General features: G+C 74.4%; 5 protein-coding genes. 4 read left to right on the forward strand and 1 reads right to left on the reverse strand.

Annotated elements, in window-relative coordinates:
- The first annotated feature begins 5 nt into the window (after positions 1 to 5).
- Positions 6 to 1586, forward strand: coding sequence for a bifunctional 3-(3-hydroxy-phenyl)propionate/3-hydroxycinnamic acid hydroxylase MhpA (gene mhpA / locus TK50_RS11340; RefSeq protein ID WP_043962707.1), 1581 nt, complete (start codon positions 6 to 8; stop codon positions 1584 to 1586).
- 23 nt (positions 1587 to 1609) lie between these two features.
- Complete coding sequence (locus tag TK50_RS11345) at positions 1610 to 2497, forward strand: SAM-dependent methyltransferase (RefSeq protein WP_043962708.1); 888 nt, start codon at positions 1610 to 1612, stop codon at positions 2495 to 2497.
- A 55-nt stretch (positions 2498 to 2552) separates the two neighbouring features.
- On the opposite strand, the gene TK50_RS11350 is transcribed toward TK50_RS11345, so the two are convergent.
- On the reverse strand, positions 2553 to 3311 hold the full coding sequence (locus TK50_RS11350) for a thioesterase II family protein (RefSeq protein WP_043962709.1): 759 nt from the start codon (positions 3309 to 3311) through the stop codon (positions 2553 to 2555).
- Between the two features lie 286 nt (positions 3312 to 3597).
- Between TK50_RS11350 and TK50_RS11355 the strand changes: the two genes are divergently transcribed.
- Both TK50_RS11355 and TK50_RS11360 read left to right on the forward strand, forming a co-directional pair.
- The gene (locus tag TK50_RS11355; protein ID WP_199486000.1) at positions 3598 to 9150 is read left to right on the forward strand and encodes a type I polyketide synthase; all 5553 of its coding nucleotides are present in this window, start codon (positions 3598 to 3600) and stop codon (positions 9148 to 9150) included.
- A gap of 40 nt (positions 9151 to 9190) precedes the next feature.
- The gene (locus tag TK50_RS11360; protein ID WP_422119942.1) at positions 9191 to 23110 is read left to right on the forward strand and encodes a type I polyketide synthase; all 13920 of its coding nucleotides are present in this window, start codon (positions 9191 to 9193) and stop codon (positions 23108 to 23110) included.
- Positions 23111 to 23340: the final 230 nt, after the last annotated feature.

A 23340-nucleotide genomic window follows, 5' to 3' on the forward strand; every position in this document is an offset into this window, starting at 1 on the left:
CGGCGATGACCGACGTACTGATCGTGGGCTACGGCCCGGTGGGCCAGGTGGCGGCGATCCTGCTCGCCCAGCGCGGCTTCACCGTGCAGGTGGTGGAGAAGTGGGCCACCCCCTACAGCATGCCCCGCGCCGTCTCCTACGACGGCGAGGCCAGCCGCATCCTCGCCGCCTGCGACCTCGGCGACACCCTCGACCCGGTGTGCGAGCTGTCCGGCGAATACACCTGGAAGAACGGCTTCGGCCGCACCCTGCTGCACGTCAAGGTCGCCGAGGACGGCCCGACGGGCTGGCCCGACTCGATCTCCTTCTACCAGCCCGGCCTGGAGGCCGCCCTCGCCGCGCGCGGCGCGGCCCTGCCCGGCGTACGGGTGCTGCGCGGCGTCGAGGTGACCGACCTCGCCGACCACGGCGACCACGTCGAGGTGGCCGCCGTCGACGCCGACGGCACGCCCCGCACCTTCACCGCCGACTGGGTGCTCGGCTGCGACGGCGCGAACAGCTTCGTCCGCCGCTGGCTCGGCGCGACCGTGACCGACCTCGGGTTCGGCTACGACTGGCTGGTCTGCGACGTCGTGCTGAACGAGCCCGTCGAGTTCAAGCCCAACAACCTGCAGATCTGCGACCCGGCCCGCCCCCGCACCGCCGTCTCCGCCGGCCCCGACCACCGGCGGTGGGAGTTCATGCGGGTGCCGGGGGAGACCCTGGAGGAGTTCCAGACCGAGGCCAGCGTGTGGCGGCTGCTCGGCCTGTTCGACATCACCCCCGCCACCGCCCGCCTCGACCGGTACGGCGTCTACACCACCCAGGCCTGCTACGCCGACACGTGGCGCTCCGGGCGGGTGTTCCTCGCCGGGGACGCCGCCCACGTCATGCCGCCCTTCCTCGGCCAGGGCATGAGCTCCGGCTTCCGCGACGTCATCAACCTGGCCTGGAAGCTGGACCTGGTGCGCCGGGGACTCGCCGACGCCACCCTGCTCGACACGTACGAGGTGGAACGCAAGGCGCACGTGCAGCACGCCATCCGCATGTCCATCGACTCCGGCAAGGTGATCTGCGAGACCGACCCGAAGCAGGCCGCCGGCCGCGACTCGGTGATGCTCGCCGCGCTGCGCCGCCGTACCCAGCAAAAGCACGCCCGGTCGCTGCGCGAGGCCATCGCCGACGGGGTGCTGCACCGCCGTCCCGACGGCACGCCCGCCCCGCGAGCCGGCGACCCCGTACCCCAGGGGCGGGTGGCCGCCGACGGGCGCACCGGGCGCTTCGACGACGTCGTCGGCCGCGGCTTCGTGCTGATCACCCGCGCCGACCCGGCCGCCGCCCTCGACGACGCCGCCACCGCGTTCCTCGACGCCCTCGACGTCCGCCGGGTCACCGTCCGTCCCGCCGACGCCGACGCCGACGCGGCCGGCACCGACGTCGTCGACCTCGACGGCGTCTACCTCACCTACCTGGCCGGCGCGGACGCCGACGCCGTGCTGGTCCGGCCCGACTTCTACGTCTTCGGCGTCGCCGCCGGCCCCACCGGCCTGGCCGCCCTGGTGGACGACCTGCGCCAGCAGGTCTCCGCCCGGGTGCCGCAACCCTGACCACCTGCTGCGCAAGGAGTGACATGCTGGAGAACCTCCGCACCCTCGGCCGGGTCATCCGCACCCTGGCCACGAAGGACCCGGTGACCCGGGTCCGCCGCTTCTACGAGATCCAGTCCCCGAACGTGGAGTTCGCCGCCCGCACCACCCGCTACATGAACGTCGGCTACTGGGAGGACGGCGTCACCAGCCTCGACGTGGCCGGCGAGGCGCTGGCCATGAAGCTCGCCGACGCGGCCGGCTTCAAGCCCGACGACACCGTCCTCGACGTCGGCTTCGGCTACGGCGACCAGGACTTCGCCTGGCTGCGCGAGCGCCGCGTCGCCAAGGTGCACGGCATCAACGTCACCCCCCGCCACGTCGAGCACGCCCAGCAGCGCGCCCGCCGCGAGGGCCTGGCCGAGCAGGCCGAGTTCCAGCTCGGCAACGCCCTCGCGCTGCCCTTCGCCGACGGCACCTTCGACCGGGTCGTCGCCCTGGAGTCGGCGTTCCACTTCTATCCGCGCAGCGCCTTCTTCGCCGAGGCGTTCCGGGTGCTCAAGCCCGGCGGCACCCTCGCCACCGCCGACATCATCCCGCTCAGCAACGACACCGCCCGCATGTCGATCAACTCGGGCCCGCTGAGCTTCGTCAAGTTCAGCATCCCCGACGAGAACTGGCACGACCGCGCCGTTTACGCCGAGCAGCTCACCGCCGCCGGCTTCGCCAACGCCGACGTGCAGTCCATCCAGGACCGCACCTGGGAGGGCTGGCGGCGGTTCCAGGCCAGCCGCCCGTCCGACCCCGCGTTCCAGGCCGAGGCCGACCGCAGCGCCGTCAAGGGCATGGCCAACCACTGGCGCGACGAGACGCTCATCAAGAAGGAACTCGCGCTGCTCGACTACGTCATCGCCGTCGCGCACAAGCCGTGACACCGACGCGGCCCCCGCCGGTGTCCGGCGGGGGCCGCGCCACGAACCACTGCGGTCAGGACACCGGCGTACGCGCCAGAGCCGCCGAGATCGTACGCAGGATCGCCGGCTGGTGCTGCGCCAGGAAGAAGTGCCCACCCGGGAACACCTGAAGGTCGAACGCGCCCGTGGTGTGCCGCTCCCACGCCCGCGCCTCGTCGACCGTCGTCTTCGGGTCGGCGTCGCCCGTGAACACCGTCACCGGGCAGCCCAGCTTCGGCCCCGGCGTGTACTCGTACGTCTCCGCCGCCCGGTAGTCGTTGCGGATCGCCGGCAGCGCCGCCCGCAGCATCTCCGGGTCGCCGAGCACCGCCGAGTTCGTGCCACTGAGCCTGCGTACGTCGGCGAGCAGCCCCTCGTCGTCGAGCAGGTGCACCGTCTCGTGCCGTGGGCACGACGGGGCCCGCCGCCCGGACGGGAACAGGTGCGCCGCCGACGCGCCCGTCTCCGCCTCGATCAGCCGCGCCACCTCGAAGCCCAGCGTCGCGCCCATGCTGTGTCCGAAGATCGCCAGCGGCTGGTCCAGCCACGGCCGCAGCACCCCGAACACCTGCCGGGCCAGCTCCGGCAGGTTGTCCACGCACGGCTCCTGGCGGCGGTCCTGCCGCCCCGGATACTGGATCGCGAGCACCTCCACCGCCGGCGACAGCGCCCGCGACACGGGAAAGTAGAAACTCGCGGACCCACCGGCGTGCGGCAGGCACACCAGCCGCCGCGCCCCGGCCGGCGCCGGGTGGAACCGGCGGACCCACAGGCCGTTGTCTGAGTCGGTCATGCGTACACGCGGTCCTTCCAGCGGTGGTGCCGGGATCCGCCGGCACCGGTGCGATCAAAAGGACGCTAATCGGATCCACCGGGGGCGGCCACCCCTAGCGGACCGCCGCGCGGGTTAGGGGTTGTCGCAGGTCATCGCGACGCCATAGCTTTCCCCGGCAGAGGGGACCCGGGGGCTGCCGGCCGCATTGTGCAAAGGACGTAGAACCGATCTGGCCTGAGGAATTCGCGCATTCGTCCCGTCGCCTACGTCAGGTCTCCGCCGGCCACCGCGATGGGTCAGGTTGATGGACACCGAAGAGAAGCTCCGGGAGTATCTGAAGAGGGTCACCACCGACCTGCGGCGGACCCGGCAACGCCTCCGCGACGTCGAGGACGCCGCCGGGCAGCCGATCGCCATCGTCGGGATGGCCTGCCGCTTCCCCGGCGGGATCACCTCGCCCGACGCGCTGTGGGACCTCGTCGCCGCCTCCGGCGACGCCGTCGGCCCGTTCCCCGCCGACCGGGGCTGGGACCTCACCGACCTGCACGACCCGACCCGCGAACGCCCCGGCACCTCCTGCGTCGCCGAGGGCGGCTTCGTCCACGACGCCGGTGACTTCGACCCCCGGTTCTTCGGCATCTCCCCCCGCGAGGCCCTCGCCATGGACCCGCAGCAGCGGCTGCTGCTGGAGGTGTCCTGGGAGGCGTTCGAGTCCGCCGGGATCGACCCGACCGGGCTGCGCGGCGGCCGCGTCGGCGTGTTCGCCGGCCTCACCCACGGCGACTACGCCGCCGGGGCCACCGACGTCCCCGACGGTGTCGTCGACTACCTCGGCCTCGGCAACGCCGGCAGCATCAGCTCCGGCCGGGTGGCGTACGCGCTCGGGTTCGAGGGCCCGGCCGTCACCGTCGACACCGCCTGCTCGTCGTCGCTGGTCGCCCTGCACCTGGCGGCGCAGTCGCTGCGCTCCGGCGAATCCGACCTGGCCCTGGCCGGCGGCGTCACCGTGATGCCCACCCCCGCCGTCTTCGTCGACTTCACCCGGCAGGGCAACCTGTCCATGTCGGCCCGGTGCAAGGCGTTCGCCGACGGCGCCGACGGCACCGCCCTCGCCGAGGGCGTCGGCATCCTCCTCGTGGAACGCCTCGACGACGCCCGGCGGCTCGGCCACCGCGTCCTCGCCGTGGTGCGGGGGAGCGCGGTGAACCAGGACGGCGCATCGAACGGGTTGACCGCGCCGAATGGTCCGTCGCAGCAGCGGGTGATCCGGCAGGCCCTCGCGTCGGCGCGGCTGTCGCCGGCCGACGTGGACGTGGTCGAGGCGCACGGCACGGGCACCACCCTCGGCGACCCGATCGAGGCGCAGGCGCTGCTCGCGACCTACGGGCAGGGTCGGGAGACGCCGCTGCTGCTCGGGTCGATCAAGTCGAACCTCGGCCACCCCCAGGCTGCCGCCGGCGTCGCCGGGGTGATCAAGATGGTGCAGGCGATGCGACACGGCCTCGTCCCCGCCACCCTGCACGTCGACGCGCCGTCGTCCAAGGTGGACTGGTCCTCAGGCGCGGTCGCCCTCGCGACCGAACCGACGCCGTGGCCGGCGGCCGACCGCCCGCGCCGGGCGGCGGTGTCGTCGTTCGGGATCTCCGGCACCAACGCGCACGTGATCGTCGAGCAGGCGGAGCCGGCCAACGCGGAGCCGACGGCGCCGGTCAGGCTGCCGGTGGTGCCGTGGCTGGTGTCGGCGCGTACGGCCGACGCCCTCGCCGGACAGGCGGGCCGGCTGGCCGGGCACGTCCGGGAGCGGTCCGGGCTGTCGCCGGTCGACGTGGGCTGGTCCCTCGCTACGTCGCGGGCCGCATTGGAGCACCGGGCGGTGCTCCTCGGTGCCGACCGCGATGCCCTGCTGTCCGGCCTGGACGCGCTTATCGCCGGCGAGACCGCCCCGGGTGTGGTCACCGGCGAGGTGTCGTCGGGTCGTCGGGTGTTGTTGTTCACGGGTCAGGGTGCGCAGCGGTCGGGGATGGGTCGGGAGTTGTATGACCGGTTCCCGGTGTACGCGGAGGCGTTCGACCGGGTGTGTGCCCTGTTCGCGGGCCGCCTCGACCGTCCGTTGCGGGAGGTGGTGTTCGCATCACCGGGCTCTGATCTGGCGGGGTTGTTGGATCAGACGGTGTACACGCAGGCGGGTCTGTTCGCCCTGGAAGTGGCGTTGCATGAGCTGTTGGCCTCGTTTGGTGTGACGGCTGACTATCTCGTGGGGCATTCGATCGGTGAGGTGACGGCCGCGCATGTGGCGGGTGTGTTGTCGTTGGAGGACGCGTGTGCGTTGGTGGCGGCGCGGGGTTCGTTGATGCAGGCGTTGCCTGCTGGTGGCGGGATGTTGGCGGTGGGCGCGGCCGAGGCCGAGGTGCGTGCGCTGGCTGGTGACGGTGTGGACGTGGCGGCGGTGAACGGTCCGCGGGCGGTGGTGTTGTCGGGGCCGGTCGCCGACCTGGACGTGATCGCCCAGCGGTGTGCCGAGCGGGGTTGGCGGGCGAAGCGGCTGTCGGTGAGTCACGCGTTCCATTCGCGGCTGATGGAGCCGATGCTCGCCGAGTTCCGGACGGTCCTGGCGGGCCTGGACTGGCAGACGCCGAGGCTGCCCATCGTCTCCAACCTGACCGGCAGGGTCGCCGAGGCGGGGGAGATCACCAGCCCCGACTACTGGGTGCGGCACGTGCGGGAGGCCGTGCGGTTCGGCGACTCGATCACCACCCTGCACGGGTTGGGCGTGACGTCGTTCGTGGAGGTGGGGCCGGACGCGACGTTGACGGCGATGGCTGCCGACACGCCCGTCGACCGTCCGGTGCACCTGGTGGCGGCGCTGCGCCGTGACCAGTCCGAGGCGACCGGCATCGTGAACGCCCTGGCCCGGCTGCACGTCACCGGCACGCCCGTGGACTGGGCGGCGTGGTTCACCCACACCGGCGGCCAGCCCCGCACCGTCGACCTGCCCACCTACGCCTTCCACCACCAGCGCTACTGGCTCGACGCGAGCCCGTCCGGCGCCGACGCCTCCGGCCTCGGGGTCCGCAGCGCCGGACACCCCCTGCTCACCGCCGAACTCGTCTCCGCCGACGACGACACCCGCCTGTACGGCGGGCGGCTGTCGGTGCGTACCCAGCCCTGGCTCGCCGACCACGTCGTGTGGGGCTCCGTCGTCGTGCCGGGCACCGCGCTCGTGGAGCTGGCCCTGCACGCCGGGGCGCAGGCCGCCTGCGACACCCTGGCGGAGCTGACCCTCGCCGCCCCGCTCGTCCTGCCCGAGCAGGGCGCCCGCGCGGTGCAGCTCAGCCTCGCCGCCCCCGACGAACACGGCCGCCGTCGGCTCGCCATCCACTCCCGGCCCGCCGACGACCCGCACGGCGACTGGACCCGGCACGCCGACGGGCTCCTCGCCCCCGGCGGCGACGCGCCCGAGGCGCTCACCGAGTGGCCGCCCGCCGACGCCACCGCCGTGCCCGTCGAGCCCATCTACGCCCAGCTCCACCGCCTCGGCGTCGACCACGGGCCCACGTTCCGGGGGCTGCGCGCCGCGTGGCGTACCCCCGATGCCGTGCTCGCGGAGGTCGCGCTGCCCGACGGCGTCGCCGCCGACGGGTTCGGCCTGCACCCCGCGCTGCTGGACGCGGCGCTGCACGTCGTCGGCCTCACCGACGCCGACGACGCCGACGAGACCGCCGGGGCCCGACTCCCGTTCGCGTGGTCCGGCGTCGCGCTCGCCGCCGTCGGCGCGACCCACCTTCGGGTACGCGTCACCCGCGCCGGCTCCGCCGTCACCCTCACCCTCGCCGACGGCACCGGCGCGCCCGTCGCCCGGGTCGACTCGCTCGTCTCCCGGCCCGTCGGCGCCGACCAGCTCGACCCGAACGGCCCCGCCGACCTGCCCCTGTTCGACCTGCGCTGGACCGCGCTGCCCCTGCCGCCCCGCCCGGCGACCGGCATCGTCGCGCTCGACGCCGCCGGCTCCACCGCAACCGCCGCCGCGTCGCTGCCCGACGGGCTCCCCGCGCTCGCCGACGCCGTCGCCGCCGGCCGGCTCGACCCCCGGTTCGTGCTGCTGCCCGCCGGAGACCTGTCGCCCGCCGGGACCACCCCGCCTGGCGACCCCCTCGACGCCACCCGCGCCCGGCTCGCCGACACCCTCGCCGCCGTCCAGGGCTGGCTGGCCGACGACCGGCACGCCGACCGCCGGCTCGTCGTGCTCACCCGCGGCGCGGTCCCCGCCACCGCCACCGGCGACGTGACCGACCTGCCCGGCGCGGCCGTCTGGGGCCTGGTGCGCTCCGCGCAACTGGAACACCCCGGCCGGCTCGTGCTGGTCGACCTCGACCCCGAAGCCGGCCCCGACATCGACGCCGACCTGCTCGGCCGGGCCCTGGCCAGCGACGAACCCCAGCTCGCCCTCCGCGCCGGCCAGCTCCTCGCGCCCCGGCTCGCCCCCGCCGAACCCGACCCCACGGGGGCCGTCGATCTCCTCCCCGACGGCACCGTGCTCGTCACCGGCGCCACCGGCACCCTCGGCGGCCTCCTCGCCCGCCACCTCGTCACCGCCCACAAGGTCCGGCACCTGCTCCTCGCCGGCCGGCGCGGCGGCGACGCCCCCGGCGCCGCCGACCTCCTCGCCGAACTCACCCGCCTCGGCGCGCACGCCCGCTTCGTCGCCTGCGACGTCGCCGACCGCGACCAGGTCGCCGCGCTGCTCGCCACCGTCGCCGCCGAACACCCCCTCACCGGCGTCGTGCACGCCGCCGGGGTCCTCGACGACGCGACCGTCACCGCGCTCACCCCCGAGCGGATCGCCGCCGCGCTGCGCCCCAAGGCCGACGCCGCCTGGCACCTGCACGACCTCACCCGGCACCTGGACCTGCCGATGTTCGTGCTGTTCTCGTCCATCGCCGGCCCCCTCGGCGGCCCCGGGCAGGGCAACTACGCGGCGGCCAACGCGTTCCTCGACGGGCTCGCCCAGCACCGGCGCGCCGCCGGCCTCGCCGCCACCTCCCTGGCCTGGGGGCTGTGGGAGACCGACAGCGGGATGACCCGCGACCTGGGCACCGCCCGCCGGGAACGGATGGCCCGCCAGGGCATCACCCCCCTCGCGGTCGGGCAGGCGCTCGCCCTCTTCGACGCCAGCCGCAGCAGCCGGCAGCCGCTGCTGCTGCCCGTCCGCCTCGACCTCGCCGCGCTGCGTGCCCTCGCCACCGTCGACCACCTGCCCGCGCCGCTGCGCGGCCTGGCCGGCGTCCGCGCCCGGCGCAGCGCCGCCGGGTCCGCCGCACCGGCCGGCAACTTCCGCGACCGGATCGCCGACGCCCCCGACGCCGAGCGCCGGCGGCTCGTCGAGGAACTCGTCACCGGTCAGGTCGCCGAGGTCCTCGGGTACGCCACGGCCGCCGCCGTAGCCCCCGGCCAGTCCTTCACCGAACTGGGCTTCGACTCGCTGACCGCCGTCGACCTGCGCAACCGGCTCACCGCCCGCACCGGCCTGACGCTGCCGGCCACCCTCGTCTTCGACCACCCCACCCCCGAGGCGCTCACCGGGCACCTGATGACGCAGCTCGGCCCCGGCCGGTCCGCGCCCACCCTCCTCGACGAACTGGACCGGCTGGAGGCGGCGTTCGCCGCGACCCCCGCCGAGGCCCTCGCCGAACTCGCCGCCGACGAGGAGACCCGCGCCGCCGTCGCCGCCCGCCTGCGGGCGCTGCTCACCCGCTGGGACGGCGACAGCGGTGACACCGCCGGCGTCGCCCAGGTGATCGACGACGCCAGCGACGACGAACTCTTCGACTTCATCGACAGCACGTTCGGTCGCTCCTGACCGTCGTACCGCCCCGCTTGCCGACCAACGCGACAGGTGAATCCCGATGGCGAACGAAGCCAAGCTCCGTGAGTACCTCAAGCGCGTCACCGCCGACCTCGCCGAGACCAGCGAGCGCCTCAAGGCGGCCGACGCCAAGAACCACGAGCCCATCGCCATCGTCGGGATGAGCTGCCGCTACCCGGGCGGCGTCCGCTCGCCCGAGCAGCTGTGGGAACTCGTCGCGACCGGCACCGACGGCATCACCGGATTCCCCACCGACCGGGGCTGGGACACCGACGCCGCGTACGACCCGACCGGGCAGCGCCGGGGCAGCACGTACGCGCGGGAGGGCGGGTTCCTGCACGACGCCGGTGACTTCGACCCGGAGCTGTTCAAGGTCTCGCCGTACGAGGCCCTCGCCATGGACCCGCAGCAGCGGCTCATGCTGGAGGCGTCCTGGGAGGCGATCGAGGACGCCCGCATCGACCCGCTGTCCCTGCGCGGCAGTCGCGTCGGCGTGTTCGCCGGCATGATGTACCACAACTACGCCGCCGGGCTGGCCGAGGTGCCCGAGACCCTGGACGCGTTCATCGGCGGCGGCACCGCCAGCAGCGTCCTCTCCGGCCGGGTCGCCTACACGTTCGGGTTCGAGGGGCCCGCGCTCACCGTCGACACCGCCTGCTCGTCGTCCCTCGTCGCGCTGCACCTCGCCGTGCAGTCGCTGCGCTCCGGCGAGTGCACCCTCGCGCTGGCCGGCGGCGTCACCGTGATGACCACCCTGGAGACCTTCGTCGACTTCAGCCGGCAGCGCGGCCTCGCCCCCGACGGGCGGTGCAAGTCGTTCGCCGAGGGCGCCGACGGCACCGGCTGGTCCGAGGGCGTCGGCATGCTCCTCGTGGAACGCCTCAGCGACGCCCGGCGGCTCGGCCACCGCGTCCTGGCCGTGGTACGCGGCAGCGCGGTCAACCAGGACGGTGCGTCGAACGGGTTGACGGCGCCGAATGGGCCGTCGCAGCAGCGGGTGATCCGGCAGGCCCTGGCGTCGGCTCGGCTGTCGCCGTTGGACGTGGACGTGGTGGAGGCGCACGGCACGGGCACGACCCTCGGGGACCCGATCGAGGCGCAGGCGTTGTTGGCGACGTACGGGCAGGGGCGGGAGACGCCGCTGCTGCTGGGGTCGGTGAAGTCGAACCTGGGCCACACGCAGGCGGCGGCCGGCGTCGCCGGTGTGATCAAGATGGTGCAGGCGATGCGGCACGGTGTGGTGCCGGCAACCCTGCATGTGGACGAGCCTTCCACGAAGGTGGACTGGTCGTCGGGTGCGGTCGAGTTGGTGACGGAGCCACGTGAGTGGCCGGTGGTGGGTCGGCCGCGTCGGGCGGCGGTGTCGTCGTTCGGGATCTCGGGGACGAATGCGCACGTGATCGTGGAGCAGGCGGATCCGGTGGAGGCCGAGGTCGGGTCGGCCGGTTCCGTCGGCCTGCCGGTGGTGCCGTGGTTGGTGTCGGCGCGTTCGGCGGAGGCCCTCGGTGGGCAGGCGGTGCGGCTGGCCGACTTCGTCCGGGAGCACCCCGGGCTGTCGCCGGTCGACGTGGGGTGGTCCCTCGCGACCTCGCGGGCCGCGTTGGAGCACCGGGCGGTGCTCCTCGGCGCCGACCGCGATGCCCTGCTGTCCGGCCTGGACACGCTGGCCGCCGACGAGACCGCCCCGGGTGTGGTGGCGGGTGAGGTGTCGTCGGGTCGTCGGGTGTTGTTGTTCACGGGTCAGGGTGCGCAGCGGTCAGGGATGGGTCGTGAACTGTATGTCCGGTTCCCGGTGTATGCGGAGGCGTTCGACCGGGTGTGTGGGCTGTTCGCGGGTCGCCTCGATCGTCCGTTGCGGGAGGTGGTGTTCGCGGAGTCGGGTTCCGACCTGGCGGCCCTGTTGGATCAGACGGCGTTCACGCAGGCGGGTCTGTTCGCCCTGGAAGTGGCCCTGTACGAGCTGTTGGCCTCGTTTGGTGTGACGGCTGACTATCTCGTGGGGCATTCGATCGGTGAGGTGACGGCCGCGCATGTGGCGGGTGTGTTGTCGTTGGAGGACGCGTGTGCGTTGGTGGCGGCGCGGGGTTCGTTGATGCAGGCGTTGCCTGCTGGTGGCGGGATGTTGGCGGTGGGCGCGGCCGAGGCCGAGGTGCGTGCGCTGGCTGGTGACGGTGTGGACGTGGCGGCGGTGAACGGTCCGCGGGCGGTGGTGTTGTCGGGGCTGGTCGCCGACCTGGACGTGATCGCCCAGCGGTGTGCGGAGAAGGGGTGGCGGGCGAAGCGGCTGCCGGTGAGTCACGCGTTCCATTCGCGGTTGATGGAGCCGATGCTCGCCGAGTTCCGGTCGGTCCTCGAAGGCTTGGATTGGCAGACGCCGAGGTTGCCGATCGTGTCGAACGTGACGGGGCGCATCGCGGAGACGGCCGAGATCACCAGCCCTGACTACTGGGTGCGGCATGTGCGGGAGGCCGTGCGGTTCGGCGACTCGATCACCACCCTGCACGGGCTGGGCGTGAAGTCGTTCGTGGAGGTGGGGCCGGACGCGACGTTGACGGCGATGGCCGCCGACACCCCGGCGGAGCGTCCGGCGCACCTGGTGGCGGCGCTGCGCCGTGACCAGGACGACACGACCGCCCTGGTCACCGCCCTCGCCCGGCTGCACGTCACCGGCACGCCCGTGGACTGGGCCGCCTGGTTCACCCACACCGGCGGCCAGCCCCGCACCGTCGACCTGCCCACCTACGCCTTCCACCACCAGCGCTACTGGCTCGACGCCCGCACCCGCCCCCACGGCACCGCCCCCGCCGGGTCGAGCCTCGACTCGTGGCGGTACCGGGTCACCTGGCAGCCGCTGGCCGACCACCACCGGCGGGAGGCCGACGACCTCCTGCTCGTCGTGCCCGACGACGCCCTCGTGCCCGGCGATGTGGCGGCCGGACAGTGGGCGAGCGCGCTCGCCGCGCCCGGCGTACGGGTGCTGCGGGTCGCCGCCGACCGGGACCGGGCCGGCCTCGCCCGCGACCTCGCCGACGCGTACGCCGACGGCCAGGGGCGACCCGGCACCGTCCTGTCGCTGCTCGGCCTCGCAACCGGCGCGCACCCCGACGCCGCCTCCGTGCCCGCCGGCCTCGCCCACACCGTCGCCCTCGCCCAGGCCCTCGGCGACGCCGCGATCCCCGCCCGGCTCTGGATCGCCACCCGGGGCGCGGTCGCCGTCGACCCCAGCGACCAGGCCGTCGACTGCGACCAGGCGACCCTGTGGGGCTTCGGCGGCGTGCTGCGCGCCGAGCACCCCCAACGCTGGGGCGGGCTCGTGGACCTGCCCCCGACCGCCGACGCGCGCGGCGTACGACAGGTGCGCCGGCTGCTCGGCGGCGAGCGCGCGGAGGACCAGCTCGCGGTGCGCGCCACCGGCACGTACGCCCGGCGGTTGACCCGCGCCCGGCGGCCCGCCACCCCCGCACGCGCCTGGACCCCGCGCGGCACCACCCTCGTCACCGGCGGGACCGGCGCGCTCGGCGGGCACGTCGCCCGCGCCCTCGCGGCGGCCGGGGCCGATCACCTGCTGCTGGTCAGCCGCCGTGGCCCCGACGCCCCCGGCGCCGCCGCCCTCGCCGAGGAACTGACCGCCCTCGGCACCCGCGTCACCGTGGCGGCCTGCGACGCCGCCGACCGGGACGCCCTGCGCGACCTGCTCGCGGCGATCCCCGCCGACCTGCCGCTCACCGCCGTCGTGCACACGGCTGCGGCGCTCGACGACACCGTGGTCGACGCCCTCACCGCAGACCGGATGGCGACCGCCCTGCGCGCCAAGGTCGACGCGGCCCGCAACCTCGACGAGCTGACCCGGGACCACGAGCTGTCCGCGTTCGTGCTGTTCTCCTCCCTCGCCGGCACCATGGGCGGACCCGGGCAGGCCAACTACGCCCCCGGCAACGCCTGGCTCGACGCCCTCGCCCGGCGCCGCCGCGCCGAGGGGCTGCCCGCCACCGCCATCGCCTGGGGGCTGTGGGCCGACGGTGGCGTCAGCGCAGGCGACTTCGAACACCGGATGGCCCGCAACGGGTTCGGGGCGATGGATCCCGCCACGGCCGTCCGCGCCCTCACCGGCACGTTGGAGGACGACGAGATCCACCTCGTCGTCGCCGACGTCGACTGGGACCGGGTGGCGGGCAGCGCCGCCGGCCGCCGCCCCGACCCGCTGATCCGGGGCCTGCTGACCGCGCCGCAGGTCACCGACGCCGCCACCGCCGACCGGGCAGCCGGCGGCGGTGCCCTGCGGGACCGCCTCGCCGGGCTCACCGACGCCGAGCAGCTCGACACCCTCCGCGACCTGGTGCGCGCCGAGGTGGCGGCGGTGCTCGGCCACGGCAGCGCCGACCGGGTGCCGGCCGAACGCGCGTTCCGGGACCTCGGCTTCACCTCGCTGACCGCCGTCGAGCTGCGCAACCGGCTCGACGCCGCCACCGGGCTGACCCTGCCCGCCACGCTCGCCTTCGACCACCCCAACCCCACCGCCCTGGCGGCCCACATCCGCGCGGAACTGCTGGGCGGGCAGTCGCCGTCCGCGACGGCCCCGGCCGTACGCCCCGTCGACGACGACCCGATCGTCATCGTCGGCATGGGCTGCCGCTTTCCCGCCGGGGCCGGCTCGCCGGAGGAGTTCTGGCGGCTGCTCGCCGACGGCGTCGACGCCATGTCGGACTTCCCCACCGACCGGCACTGGGACCTGACCGCGCTCCACCACCCCGACCCCGGGCACCCCGGGGCGTCGTACGTGACGCAGGGGGCGTTCCTCGCCGACGCGGGGGCGTTCGACGCCGGGTTCTTCGGCATCTCCCCCCGCGAGGCCGTCGCCATGGACCCGCAGCAGCGGCTGCTGCTGGAGGTGTCCTGGGCGGCGATCGAGGACGCCCGTATCGACCCCCTCACGCTGCGCGGCGGGCGCGTCGGCGTCTTCGCCGGCACCAACGGGCAGGACTTCGACAACCTCATCCGCAACGGCGGCGAACAGCTCGCCGGCTACGGCGCCACCGGGGCCTCCGCGAGCGTCCTGTCGGGGCGGGTGGCGTACTCGTTCGGGTTCGAGGGGCCGGCGGTCACCGTCGACACGGCGTGCTCGTCGTCGCTGGTGGCGCTGCACCTGGCGGCGCAGTCACTCCGGTCGGGCGAGTGCGACCTCGCGCTGGCCGGCGGCGTCACCGTGATGGCCACTCCCGGCGCGTTCGTCGAGTTCTCCCGGCAGCGGGGACTGTCCGCCGACGGGCGGTGCCGGTCGTTCGCGGAGTCGGCGGACGGGACGGGTTGGGGCGAGGGCGTCGGGGTGCTGCTGGTGCAGCGCCTGTCGGACGCCCGGCGGGACGCCCGTCGGGTCCTCGCCGTGGTGCGCGGTAGCGCCGTGAACCAGGACGGTGCGTCGAACGGTCTTACCGCGCCGAATGGGCCGTCGCAGCAGCGGGTGATCCGGCAGGCCCTGGCGTCGGCTCGGCTGTCGCCGTTGGACGTGGACGTGGTGGAGGCGCACGGCACGGGCACCACGCTGGGCGACCCGATCGAGGCTCAGGCGTTGTTGGCGACGTACGGGCAGGGTCGGGAGACGCCGCTGCTGCTGGGGTCGGTGAAGTCGAACCTGGGTCACACGCAGGCGGCGGCGGGCGTCGCCGGGATCATCAAGATGGTCCTCGCCCTGCGGCATGGCGTGGTGCCGGCGACCCTGCACGTCGATGCGCCGTCGTCGAAGGTGGACTGGTCGTCGGGTGCGGTCGAGTTGGTGACGGAGCCACGTGAGTGGCCGGTGGTGGGTCGGCCACGTCGGGCGGCGGTGTCGTCGTTCGGGATCTCCGGCACCAACGCGCACGTGATCGTCGAGCAGGCGGGGCCGGTCGACGCGGAGCCGCCGGTGCTGGTCGAGTTGCCGGTGGTGCCGTGGCTGGTGTCGGCGCGTTCGGCGGAGGCTCTGGGTGGGCAGGCGGCACGCCTGGCCGACTTCGTTCGGGAGCACCCCGGGCTGTCGCCGGTCGACGTGGGGTGGTCGCTCGCCACGTCGCGGTCTGCTCTGGAGCACCGGGCGGTCGTGCTGGGGGCGGGTCGAGACGACCTGTTGTCCGGGCTGGATGCGGTGGCGGCCGGCGTGGCGGCTCCGGGTGTGGTGACCGGTGAGGTGGTCTCGGGTCGTCGGGTGTTGTTGTTCACGGGTCAGGGTGCGCAGCGGTCGGGGATGGGTCGGGAGTTGTATGACCGGTTCCCGGTGTATGCGGACGCGTTCGACCGGGTGTGTGCCCTGTTCGCGGGCCGGCTTGAACGTTCGTTGCGGGAGGTGGTGTTCGCATCACCGGGCTCTGATCTGGCGGGGTTGTTGGATCAGACCGTTTACACGCAGGCGGGTCTGTTCGCCCTGGAAGTGGCGTTGCATGAGCTGTTGGCCTCGTTTGGTGTGACGGCTGACTATCTCGTGGGTCATTCGATCGGTGAGGTGACGGCCGCGCATGTGGCGGGTGTGTTGTCGTTGGAGGACGCGTGTGCGTTGGTGGCGGCGCGGGGTTCGTTGATGCAGGCGTTGCCGACCGGTGGCGGGATGTTGGCGGTGGGCGCGGCTGAGGCCGAGGTGCGTGCGCTGGCTGGTGGCGGTGTGGATGTGGCGGCGGTGAACGGTCCACAGTCCGTGGTGCTGTCGGGGCCGGTGGCCGATCTTGATCGGATCGCGGGGGAGTGCGTGGATCGGGGTTGGCGGGTCAAGCGGTTGCCGGTGAGTCACGCGTTCCATTCGCGGTTGATGGAGCCGATGCTGGCGGAGTTCCGGACGGTGCTCCAAGGCTTGGACTGGCGGGCCCCGAGGCTGCCGATCGTGTCGAACGTGACGGGCAGGGTGGCGGAGGCGGGGGAGATCACCGACCCCGAGTACTGGGTGCGGCACGTGCGGGAGGCGGTCCGGTTCGGCGATGCCGTGGCTACCCTGCACGACCTGGGCGTCAGCAGCTTCGTGGAGGTGGGGCCGGATGCGACGTTGACGGCGATGGCTGCCGACACGCCCGTCGGCCGTCCGGTGCACCTGGTGGCGGCGCTGCGCCGTGACCAGTCCGAGGCGACCGGCATCGTGAACGCCCTGGCCCGGCTGCACGTCACCGGCACGCCCGTGGACTGGGCCGCCTGGTTCACCCACACCGGCGGCCAGCCCCGCACCGTCGACCTGCCCACCTACGCCTTCCACCGCAGGTGGTACTGGCCCGAGCCCGTATCGGCTGTCGGCGGCACCTCGCGAGCGAGCGACGACATCGACGAGCGGTTCTGGGCGGCGGTGGAGCGGGAGGACCTGACCGGCCTCGGTGCGGAGTTGGCGGCGGAGCAGCCGCTGCGTGACCTGCTGCCGAAGCTCGCCCGCTGGCGGCGGGCGGGTCAGCGGCGGTCCACCGTCGACTCGTGGCGCTACCGCGTCGAGTGGCGGCCCGCTCCGGCCGTACCGTCGGAGGGGTTGACCGGGAGGTGGCTTGTCCTGGTGCCCCCGGCGCAGGCCGACCACCCCCTTGCCGAGGGCCTGGCCGCGCACGGCGCGGAGGTCCTGACGGTCAGCCTCGACCCGGCGGGGACGAACCGGGACGACGCGGCCGAGCGGCTGCGGGCCGCGCTGCCCAGCCCGGGTGAGATCGCCGGGGTCCTGTCGCTGCTGTCGCTGGCCGGTGCCGGCGTGGGCGAGACCCTCGCCGTGGTGCAGGCGCTGAACGACTGCGGCGTCAGCGGCCGGGTGTGGTGGGTGACCCGGAGCGCGGTGTCCGTGGGCAGGTCGGACGCCCCGGTCGACCCGGTCGCGGCGGCCGTGTGGGGCGTGGGCCGGGTGGCGGCGTTGGAGCTGCCGGGCTGGTGGGGTGGCCTGGTGGATCTGCCGGAGGTGGTGGACGGTCGGGCGGTGCGGCGGGTGTGTCAGGTGTTGGCGGCGGGTGTCGAGGATCAGGTGGCGGTGCGGTCGTCGGGGTTGTTCGTGCGGCGGCTGGTGCGGGCGGGTGGTGAGTCTGCGCGGCGGGAGTTCCGGTTGTCGGGGACGGTGCTGGTCACCGGCGGCACCGGGGCGTTGGGCTCCCGGGTGGCGCGGTGGGCGGTGGGTGTCGGGGCAGAACACCTTGTGTTGACGAGTCGGCGTGGTGAGCGGGCTGTGGGTGCGGTGGAGTTGGCGGAGCGGTTGCGGGCGTCCGGGGCGCGGGTGACGGTGGCGGCGTGTGACGTGGCGGACCGGTCGGCGCTCGGCGCGCTGCTCGACGGCCTCGCCGACGCCGGTGACCCCGTCCGCGCCGTCGTGCACGCCGCCGGAGCGCCCCAGTTCACCCCGCTGGCCGACGTCACGCCGGACGAACTGCGCGAGGTGCTGCGCGCCAAGGTCGACGGGGCGGCGCATCTCGATGCGTTGCTGCCGGAGTTGGACGCGTTCGTGGTGTTCTCGTCCATCGCCGGGGTGTGGGGCTCGGCCAGGCAGGCCGGCTACGCGGCGGCCAACGCCTTCGTCGACGCCCTCGTCGCGCGCCGACGGGCCCGGGGCACCGCCGCCACGGCCGTGGCGTGGGGCCCGTGGGCGGGTGCCGGCATGGCCGTCCAGGGCGAGGCGCAGGAGCAACTGGCCCGCCGGGGGCTGCCGGCGATGGATCCGGAGCTGGCGGTCGCCGCGTTGCAGGCGGCCCTCGACCGGGACGACACGAGCGTCGTCGTCGCCGACGTCGCCTGGGACCAGTTCGCCGCCTCCTTCACCGCCCTGCGACCCAGCCCCCTGCTGGACGAGATCCCCGAGGCGCGGCCCGCGTCGCCCGATGCCGCCGCCGATGCGGGGGAGGAACGGGCGCAGCTCGGCCGGCGGCTCGCCACCCTGACGACCGCCGAACGGGACGCGTACCTGCTCGACCTCGTGCGCGCCCAGGTGGCCGCGGTGCTCGGGCACGCCACGCCGGACGCCGTCCCCGCCGACCAGGCGTTCCAGCGGCAGGGCTTCGACTCGCTGACCGCCGTGGAGCTGCGCAACCGGCTCACCGCCGAGACCGGCCTCGCCCTGCCCAGCACCCTCGTCTTCGACCACCCGACGCCGCTGGCGCTCGTCGCCCACCTCACCGCCGAGCTGACCGGCACCCCGGCCGGGGCGGTGGAGCGGGAGCGGGCCGCGGCCGTCGACGACGACCCCATCGTGATCGTCGGCATGGCCTGCCGCCTGCCCGGCGGAGTCGACACCGCCGACCAGCTGTGGGACATGCTCACCGCCGGGCGCGACGGCATCTCCGACTTCCCCCTCGACCGGGGCTGGGACAGCTTCCTCGACGGCCGGCTGTCCGACACCTCGTTCCCCCGCCAGGGCGGCTTCGTCTACGACGCGGGAGCGTTCGACGCCGAGTTCTTCGGCATCTCCCCCCGCGAGGCCGTCGCCATGGACCCGCAGCAGCGGCTGCTGCTGGAGGTCTCCTGGGAGGCGGTCGAGTCGGCGGGCGTGGACCCGTCCCGCCTGAAGGGGGAGCGGGTCGGCGTCTTCGCGGGTGCCAGCTTCCAGGGGTACGCGTCCACGGCCATGGGCCGGGACCAGGAGGTCGGCGGCCACCTGCTCACCGGCAACGCGACCAGCGTCCTGTCCGGGCGGGTGGCGTACTCGTTCGGGTTCGAGGGGCCGGCGGTCACCGTCGACACGGCGTGCTCGTCGTCGCTGGTCGCGTTGCACCTGGCGGCACAGTCACTGCGTTCGGGCGAGTGCGACCTGGCCCTCGCGGGCGGCGTGACGGTCATGGCCTCACCGGCGACCTTCGTCGAGTTCGCGAAGCAGGGCGGCCTCTCCGCCGACGGGCGGTGCCGGTCGTTCGCGGAGTCGGCGGACGGCACCGGGTGGGGTGAGGGCGTCGGGGTGCTCCTCGTCGAGCGGCTGTCGGACGCGCGGCGTAACGGTCACACGGTTCTCGCCGTGGTGCGCGGCTCTGCGGTGAACCAGGACGGTGCGTCGAACGGGTTGACCGCGCCGAATGGTCCGTCGCAGCAGCGGGTGATCCGGCAGGCCCTCGCGTCGGCGGGATTGTCCCCGGCCGACGTGGACGTGGTGGAGGCCCACGGGACCGGCACGACGTTGGGTGATCCGATCGAGGCGCAGGCGTTGCTTGCGACGTACGGGCAGGGTCGGGGCGACGCCGCGCCGCTGCTACTCGGGTCGATCAAGTCGAACATCGGCCACACGCAGGCGGCGGCCGGTGTCGCCGGGGTGATCAAGCTGGTCCTCGCCCTGCGACACGGCGTGGTGCCGGCGACCCTGCACGTGGACGAGCCCTCCACGAAGGTGGACTGGACGTCGGGCGCGGTCACGCTGGTGACCGAGGGCCGCGAGTGGCCGGCGGTGGTGGACCGCCCGCGCCGGGCCGCCGTCTCCTCGTTCGGCATCTCCGGGACCAACGCCCACGTGATCCTCGAGCAGGCGGAGCCCGTCGAGGCCGAGCCGCCCCGGCCCGTCGACCTGCCCGTGGTGCCCTGGCTGGTGTCGGCGCGCACGCCGGAAGCCCTCGCCGCGCAGGCCACCCGGCTCGCCGAGCACCTGGGATCCGACGCGGGGCCGACGGCGGCCGACGTCGCCTGGTCGCTCGCGACCGCCCGCGCCGCCCTGGAGCACCGGGCTGTCGTCCTCGGCGTGACTGGGGACGACCTGTGCGAGGGGCTTGCCGCGCTGGCCGGCTCCGTTGCGGCACCCGGTGTGTTCACCGGTGAGGTGGTCTCGGGTCGGCGGGCGTTGTTGTTCACGGGTCAGGGTGCGCAGCGGTCGGGGATGGGCCGGGAGTTGTACGACCGGTTCCCGGTGTACGCGGATGCTTTCGACCGGGTGTGCGCCCGGTTCGAGGGCTGGTTCGACCGCTCGTTGCGGGAGGTGGTGTTCGCTTCACCGGGCAGTGATCTGGCGGGGCTGTTGGATCAGACGGCGTACACGCAGGCGGGCCTGTTCGCCCTGGAAGTGGCGCTGCACGAGCTGCTCGCTGCCTTCGGCGTGACCGGCGACTACCTGGTGGGTCATTCGATCGGTGAGGTGACGGCGGCGTATGTGGCGGGTGTGTTGTCGCTGGAGGATGCGTGCGCGTTGGTGGCGGCGCGGGGCCGGTTGATGCAGGCGTTGCCCAGCGGTGGCGGGATGTTGGCGGTGGGCGTGGCCGAGGGCGAGGCGCGCGGGTTGGCCGGTGACGGTGTGGACGTGGCGGCGGTGAACGGGCCGCGGGCGGTGGTGCTGGCCGGCGAGGTTGTCGAGTTGGATCGGATCGCGGGGGAGTGCGCCGAGCGGGGTTGGCGGGTCAAGCGGCTGCCGGTGAGTCACGCGTTCCACTCGCGGCTCATGGAGCCGATGCTGGCCGAGTTCCGCACGGTCCTGGCCGGCCTGGAGTGGCGTGCGCCGAGGCTGCCGGTCGTGTCGAACCTGACGGGGCGGGTGGCGGAGGCGGGGGAGATCACCGACCCGGAGTACTGGGTGCGGCATGTGCGGGAGGCGGTGCGGTTCGCCGACTCCATCGTCACCCTTCGTGAGCTGGGCGTGTCGACGTTCGTGGAGGTGGGGCCGGACGCGACGTTGACGGCGATGGCCGCCGATACCCCGGCCGACCGCCCCGCGCACCTGGTGGCGGCGCTGCGCCGCGACCAGCCCGAAACGACATCCCTCGTGGCGGCCCTGGCCCGGCTGCACGTCACCGGCAGCCCGGTGGACTGGGCCGCCTGGTTCACCCACACCGGCGGGCAACCTCGTACCGTCGACCTGCCCACCTACGCCTTCCAGCACCAGCTGTACTGGCTGCACGACGCTTCGCCGGCCGCCGTCGCGTCCACCACCGGGGGCTCGGCGACCGACGAGCGGTTCTGGGCGGCGGTGGAGCGGGAGGACCTGACCGGCCTCGGTGCGGAGTTGGCGGCGGAGCAGTCGCTCAGTGACCTGCTGCCGAAGCTCGCCCGCTGGCGGCGGGCGGGTCAGCAGCGGTCCACCGTCGACTCGTGGCGCTACCGCGTCGGGTGGCAGGCCGTACCCGATGCGCGGGCGGAGCTGACCGGGACCTGGCTGGTGCTGGTGCCGTACGACGGGGTCGATGCCCCGGTGCTCGCGGCCGTGACCGAGGGGCTCGCCTCGGCCGGGGCGAAGGTCCGGACGTTGACGCTCGACGGCCCGGCGGACGACCGCGAACTGGTGGCGAAGTCGCTCCGCGACGTCGGCGAGGCCGCCGGTGTGGTGTCGCTGCTGTCGCTGGCCGGCGTCGGCGTGGGCGAGGCCCTGGGTGCGGTGCAGGCGCTGGCCGCCGCCGACCTGGGCGGCCGGGTGTGGTGGGTGACCCGGGGCGCGGTGTCCGTGGGCACGTCGGACGCCCCGGTCGACCCGGTCGCCGCTGCCGCCTGGGGCCTGGGCCGGGTGGCCGCGTTGGAGGAGCCACGACGGTGGGGTGGCCTGGTGGATCTGCCGGAGGTGGTGGACGCCCGCGCGGTCCGTCGGGTGTGTCAGGTGCTCGCGGCGCGTGTCGAGGATCAGGTGGCGGTGCGGTCGTCGGGGCTGTTCGTGCGCCGGCTGGCCCGTGCCGGCGGTGAGGCTGCGCGGCGGGAGTTTCGGTTGTCGGGGACGGTGCTGATCACCGGTGGTACGGGGGCTCTCGGTTCCCGGGTTGCGGAGTGGGCGGTCGGTGCGGGTGCCGGGCATGTGGTGTTGGTGAGTCGGCGTGGTGAGCGGGCTGTGGGTGCGGTGGAGTTGGCGGAGCGGTTGCGGGCGTCCGGGGTGCGGGTGACGGTGGCGGCCTGTGACGTGGCGGACCGGTCAGCGCTGGGCGCGCTGCTCGACGGCCTCGCCGCCGACGGTGACCCGGTGCGCGCCGTCGTGCACGCGGCGGGCGCGGCGCACTCCACCCCGCTGGGCGAGCTGACCGCCGACGAGCTGCGCGAGGTGCTGCGCGCCAAGGTCGACGGGGCGGCGCATCTCGATGCGTTGCTGCCGGAGTTGGACGCGTTCGTGGTGTTCTCGTCCATCGCCGGGGTGTGGGGCTCGGCCGGGCAGGCCGGCTACGCGGCGGCCAACGCGTACCTCGACGGGCTGGTGGCCCGGCGGCGCGCCCGGGGTGCCGCCGGCACCGCGGTGGCGTGGGGCCCGTGGGCCGGCGCGGGGATGGCGCATGGCGAGCAGCAGGAACAGCTCGGCCGCCGGGGGCTGCCGGCGATGGACCCGGAGCTGGCGGTCGCCGCGTTGCAGGCGGCCCTCGACCGCGACGACACGAGCGTCGTCGTCGCCGACGTCGCCTGGGACCGGTTCGCCGCCTCCTTCACCGCCCTGCGGCCCAGCCCCCTGCTCGGCGGCGTCCCCGAGGCCGGTGCCGTCGAACGCCCGGAGACGCCGCCGTCGGGCACCGGCGCCCCGCAGGAGCTGCGGGACCGGCTGGCCGCCGCGGGCGACACCGAGCGGGACCGCATCCTGCTCGACCTTGTACGCGGCACCGCCGCCACCGTGCTGGGGCACCGCACCCCGGCAGCGATCCGTGCCGCCCGGGGCTTCCTGGAACTCGGCTTCGACTCGCTGACCGCCGTGGAGCTGCGCAACCGGCTCACCGCCGAGACCGGTCTCGCCCTGCCCAGCACCCTCGTCTTCGACTATCCGACGCCGGCCGCGCTCGCCGAGCACCTGCGCGCCGAGCTGGTGCCGCACGGGGCGGCCACCCCGGTCGTCGCCGAGATCGAACGGCTCGAGGAACTGCTGCGGACCGTCCCCGCCGACCGGCGCGACGACTCGGAGATCACCCGCCGCCTGGAGGATCTGCTGGCCCACTGGCGAGGTGCCACCGCCCCGTCGTCGCCATCCCCCGCCTCGCTGGATCCGGCCTCGCTGGATCCCTCGTCGCCGGCTTCCGCGTCGCCCGCCCCGGCCGAGGCCGTAGCCGTGGCCGACGACCTGTCCACCGCCACCGAGGACGACATCTTCGCCATCATCCAACGCGAATTCGGCAAGTCCTGACCCACCCCGCCCCCCGCCCCCCGCCCCCACCCCCACCTCGCGCCCCCGCCCCGCGCCCCGGTGATCAAGAGAAAAGTGTCAAAGTTGATCTCGACGGTGACGCAAACCTCTTGATCACCGGGGGGAGACCGCCGGGGAGGGCCGGGGGAGACCGCCGGGAGGGCGGCCGGGAGGGTGGGGCTAGGGGTCTGGTGGGTGGATCTAGGGGTGTGTCGCCTCCTGTCGGGCTC

This window comes from Micromonospora haikouensis, assembly GCF_000876225.1.
GTDB classification, from domain to species: domain Bacteria; phylum Actinomycetota; class Actinomycetes; order Mycobacteriales; family Micromonosporaceae; genus Micromonospora; species Micromonospora haikouensis.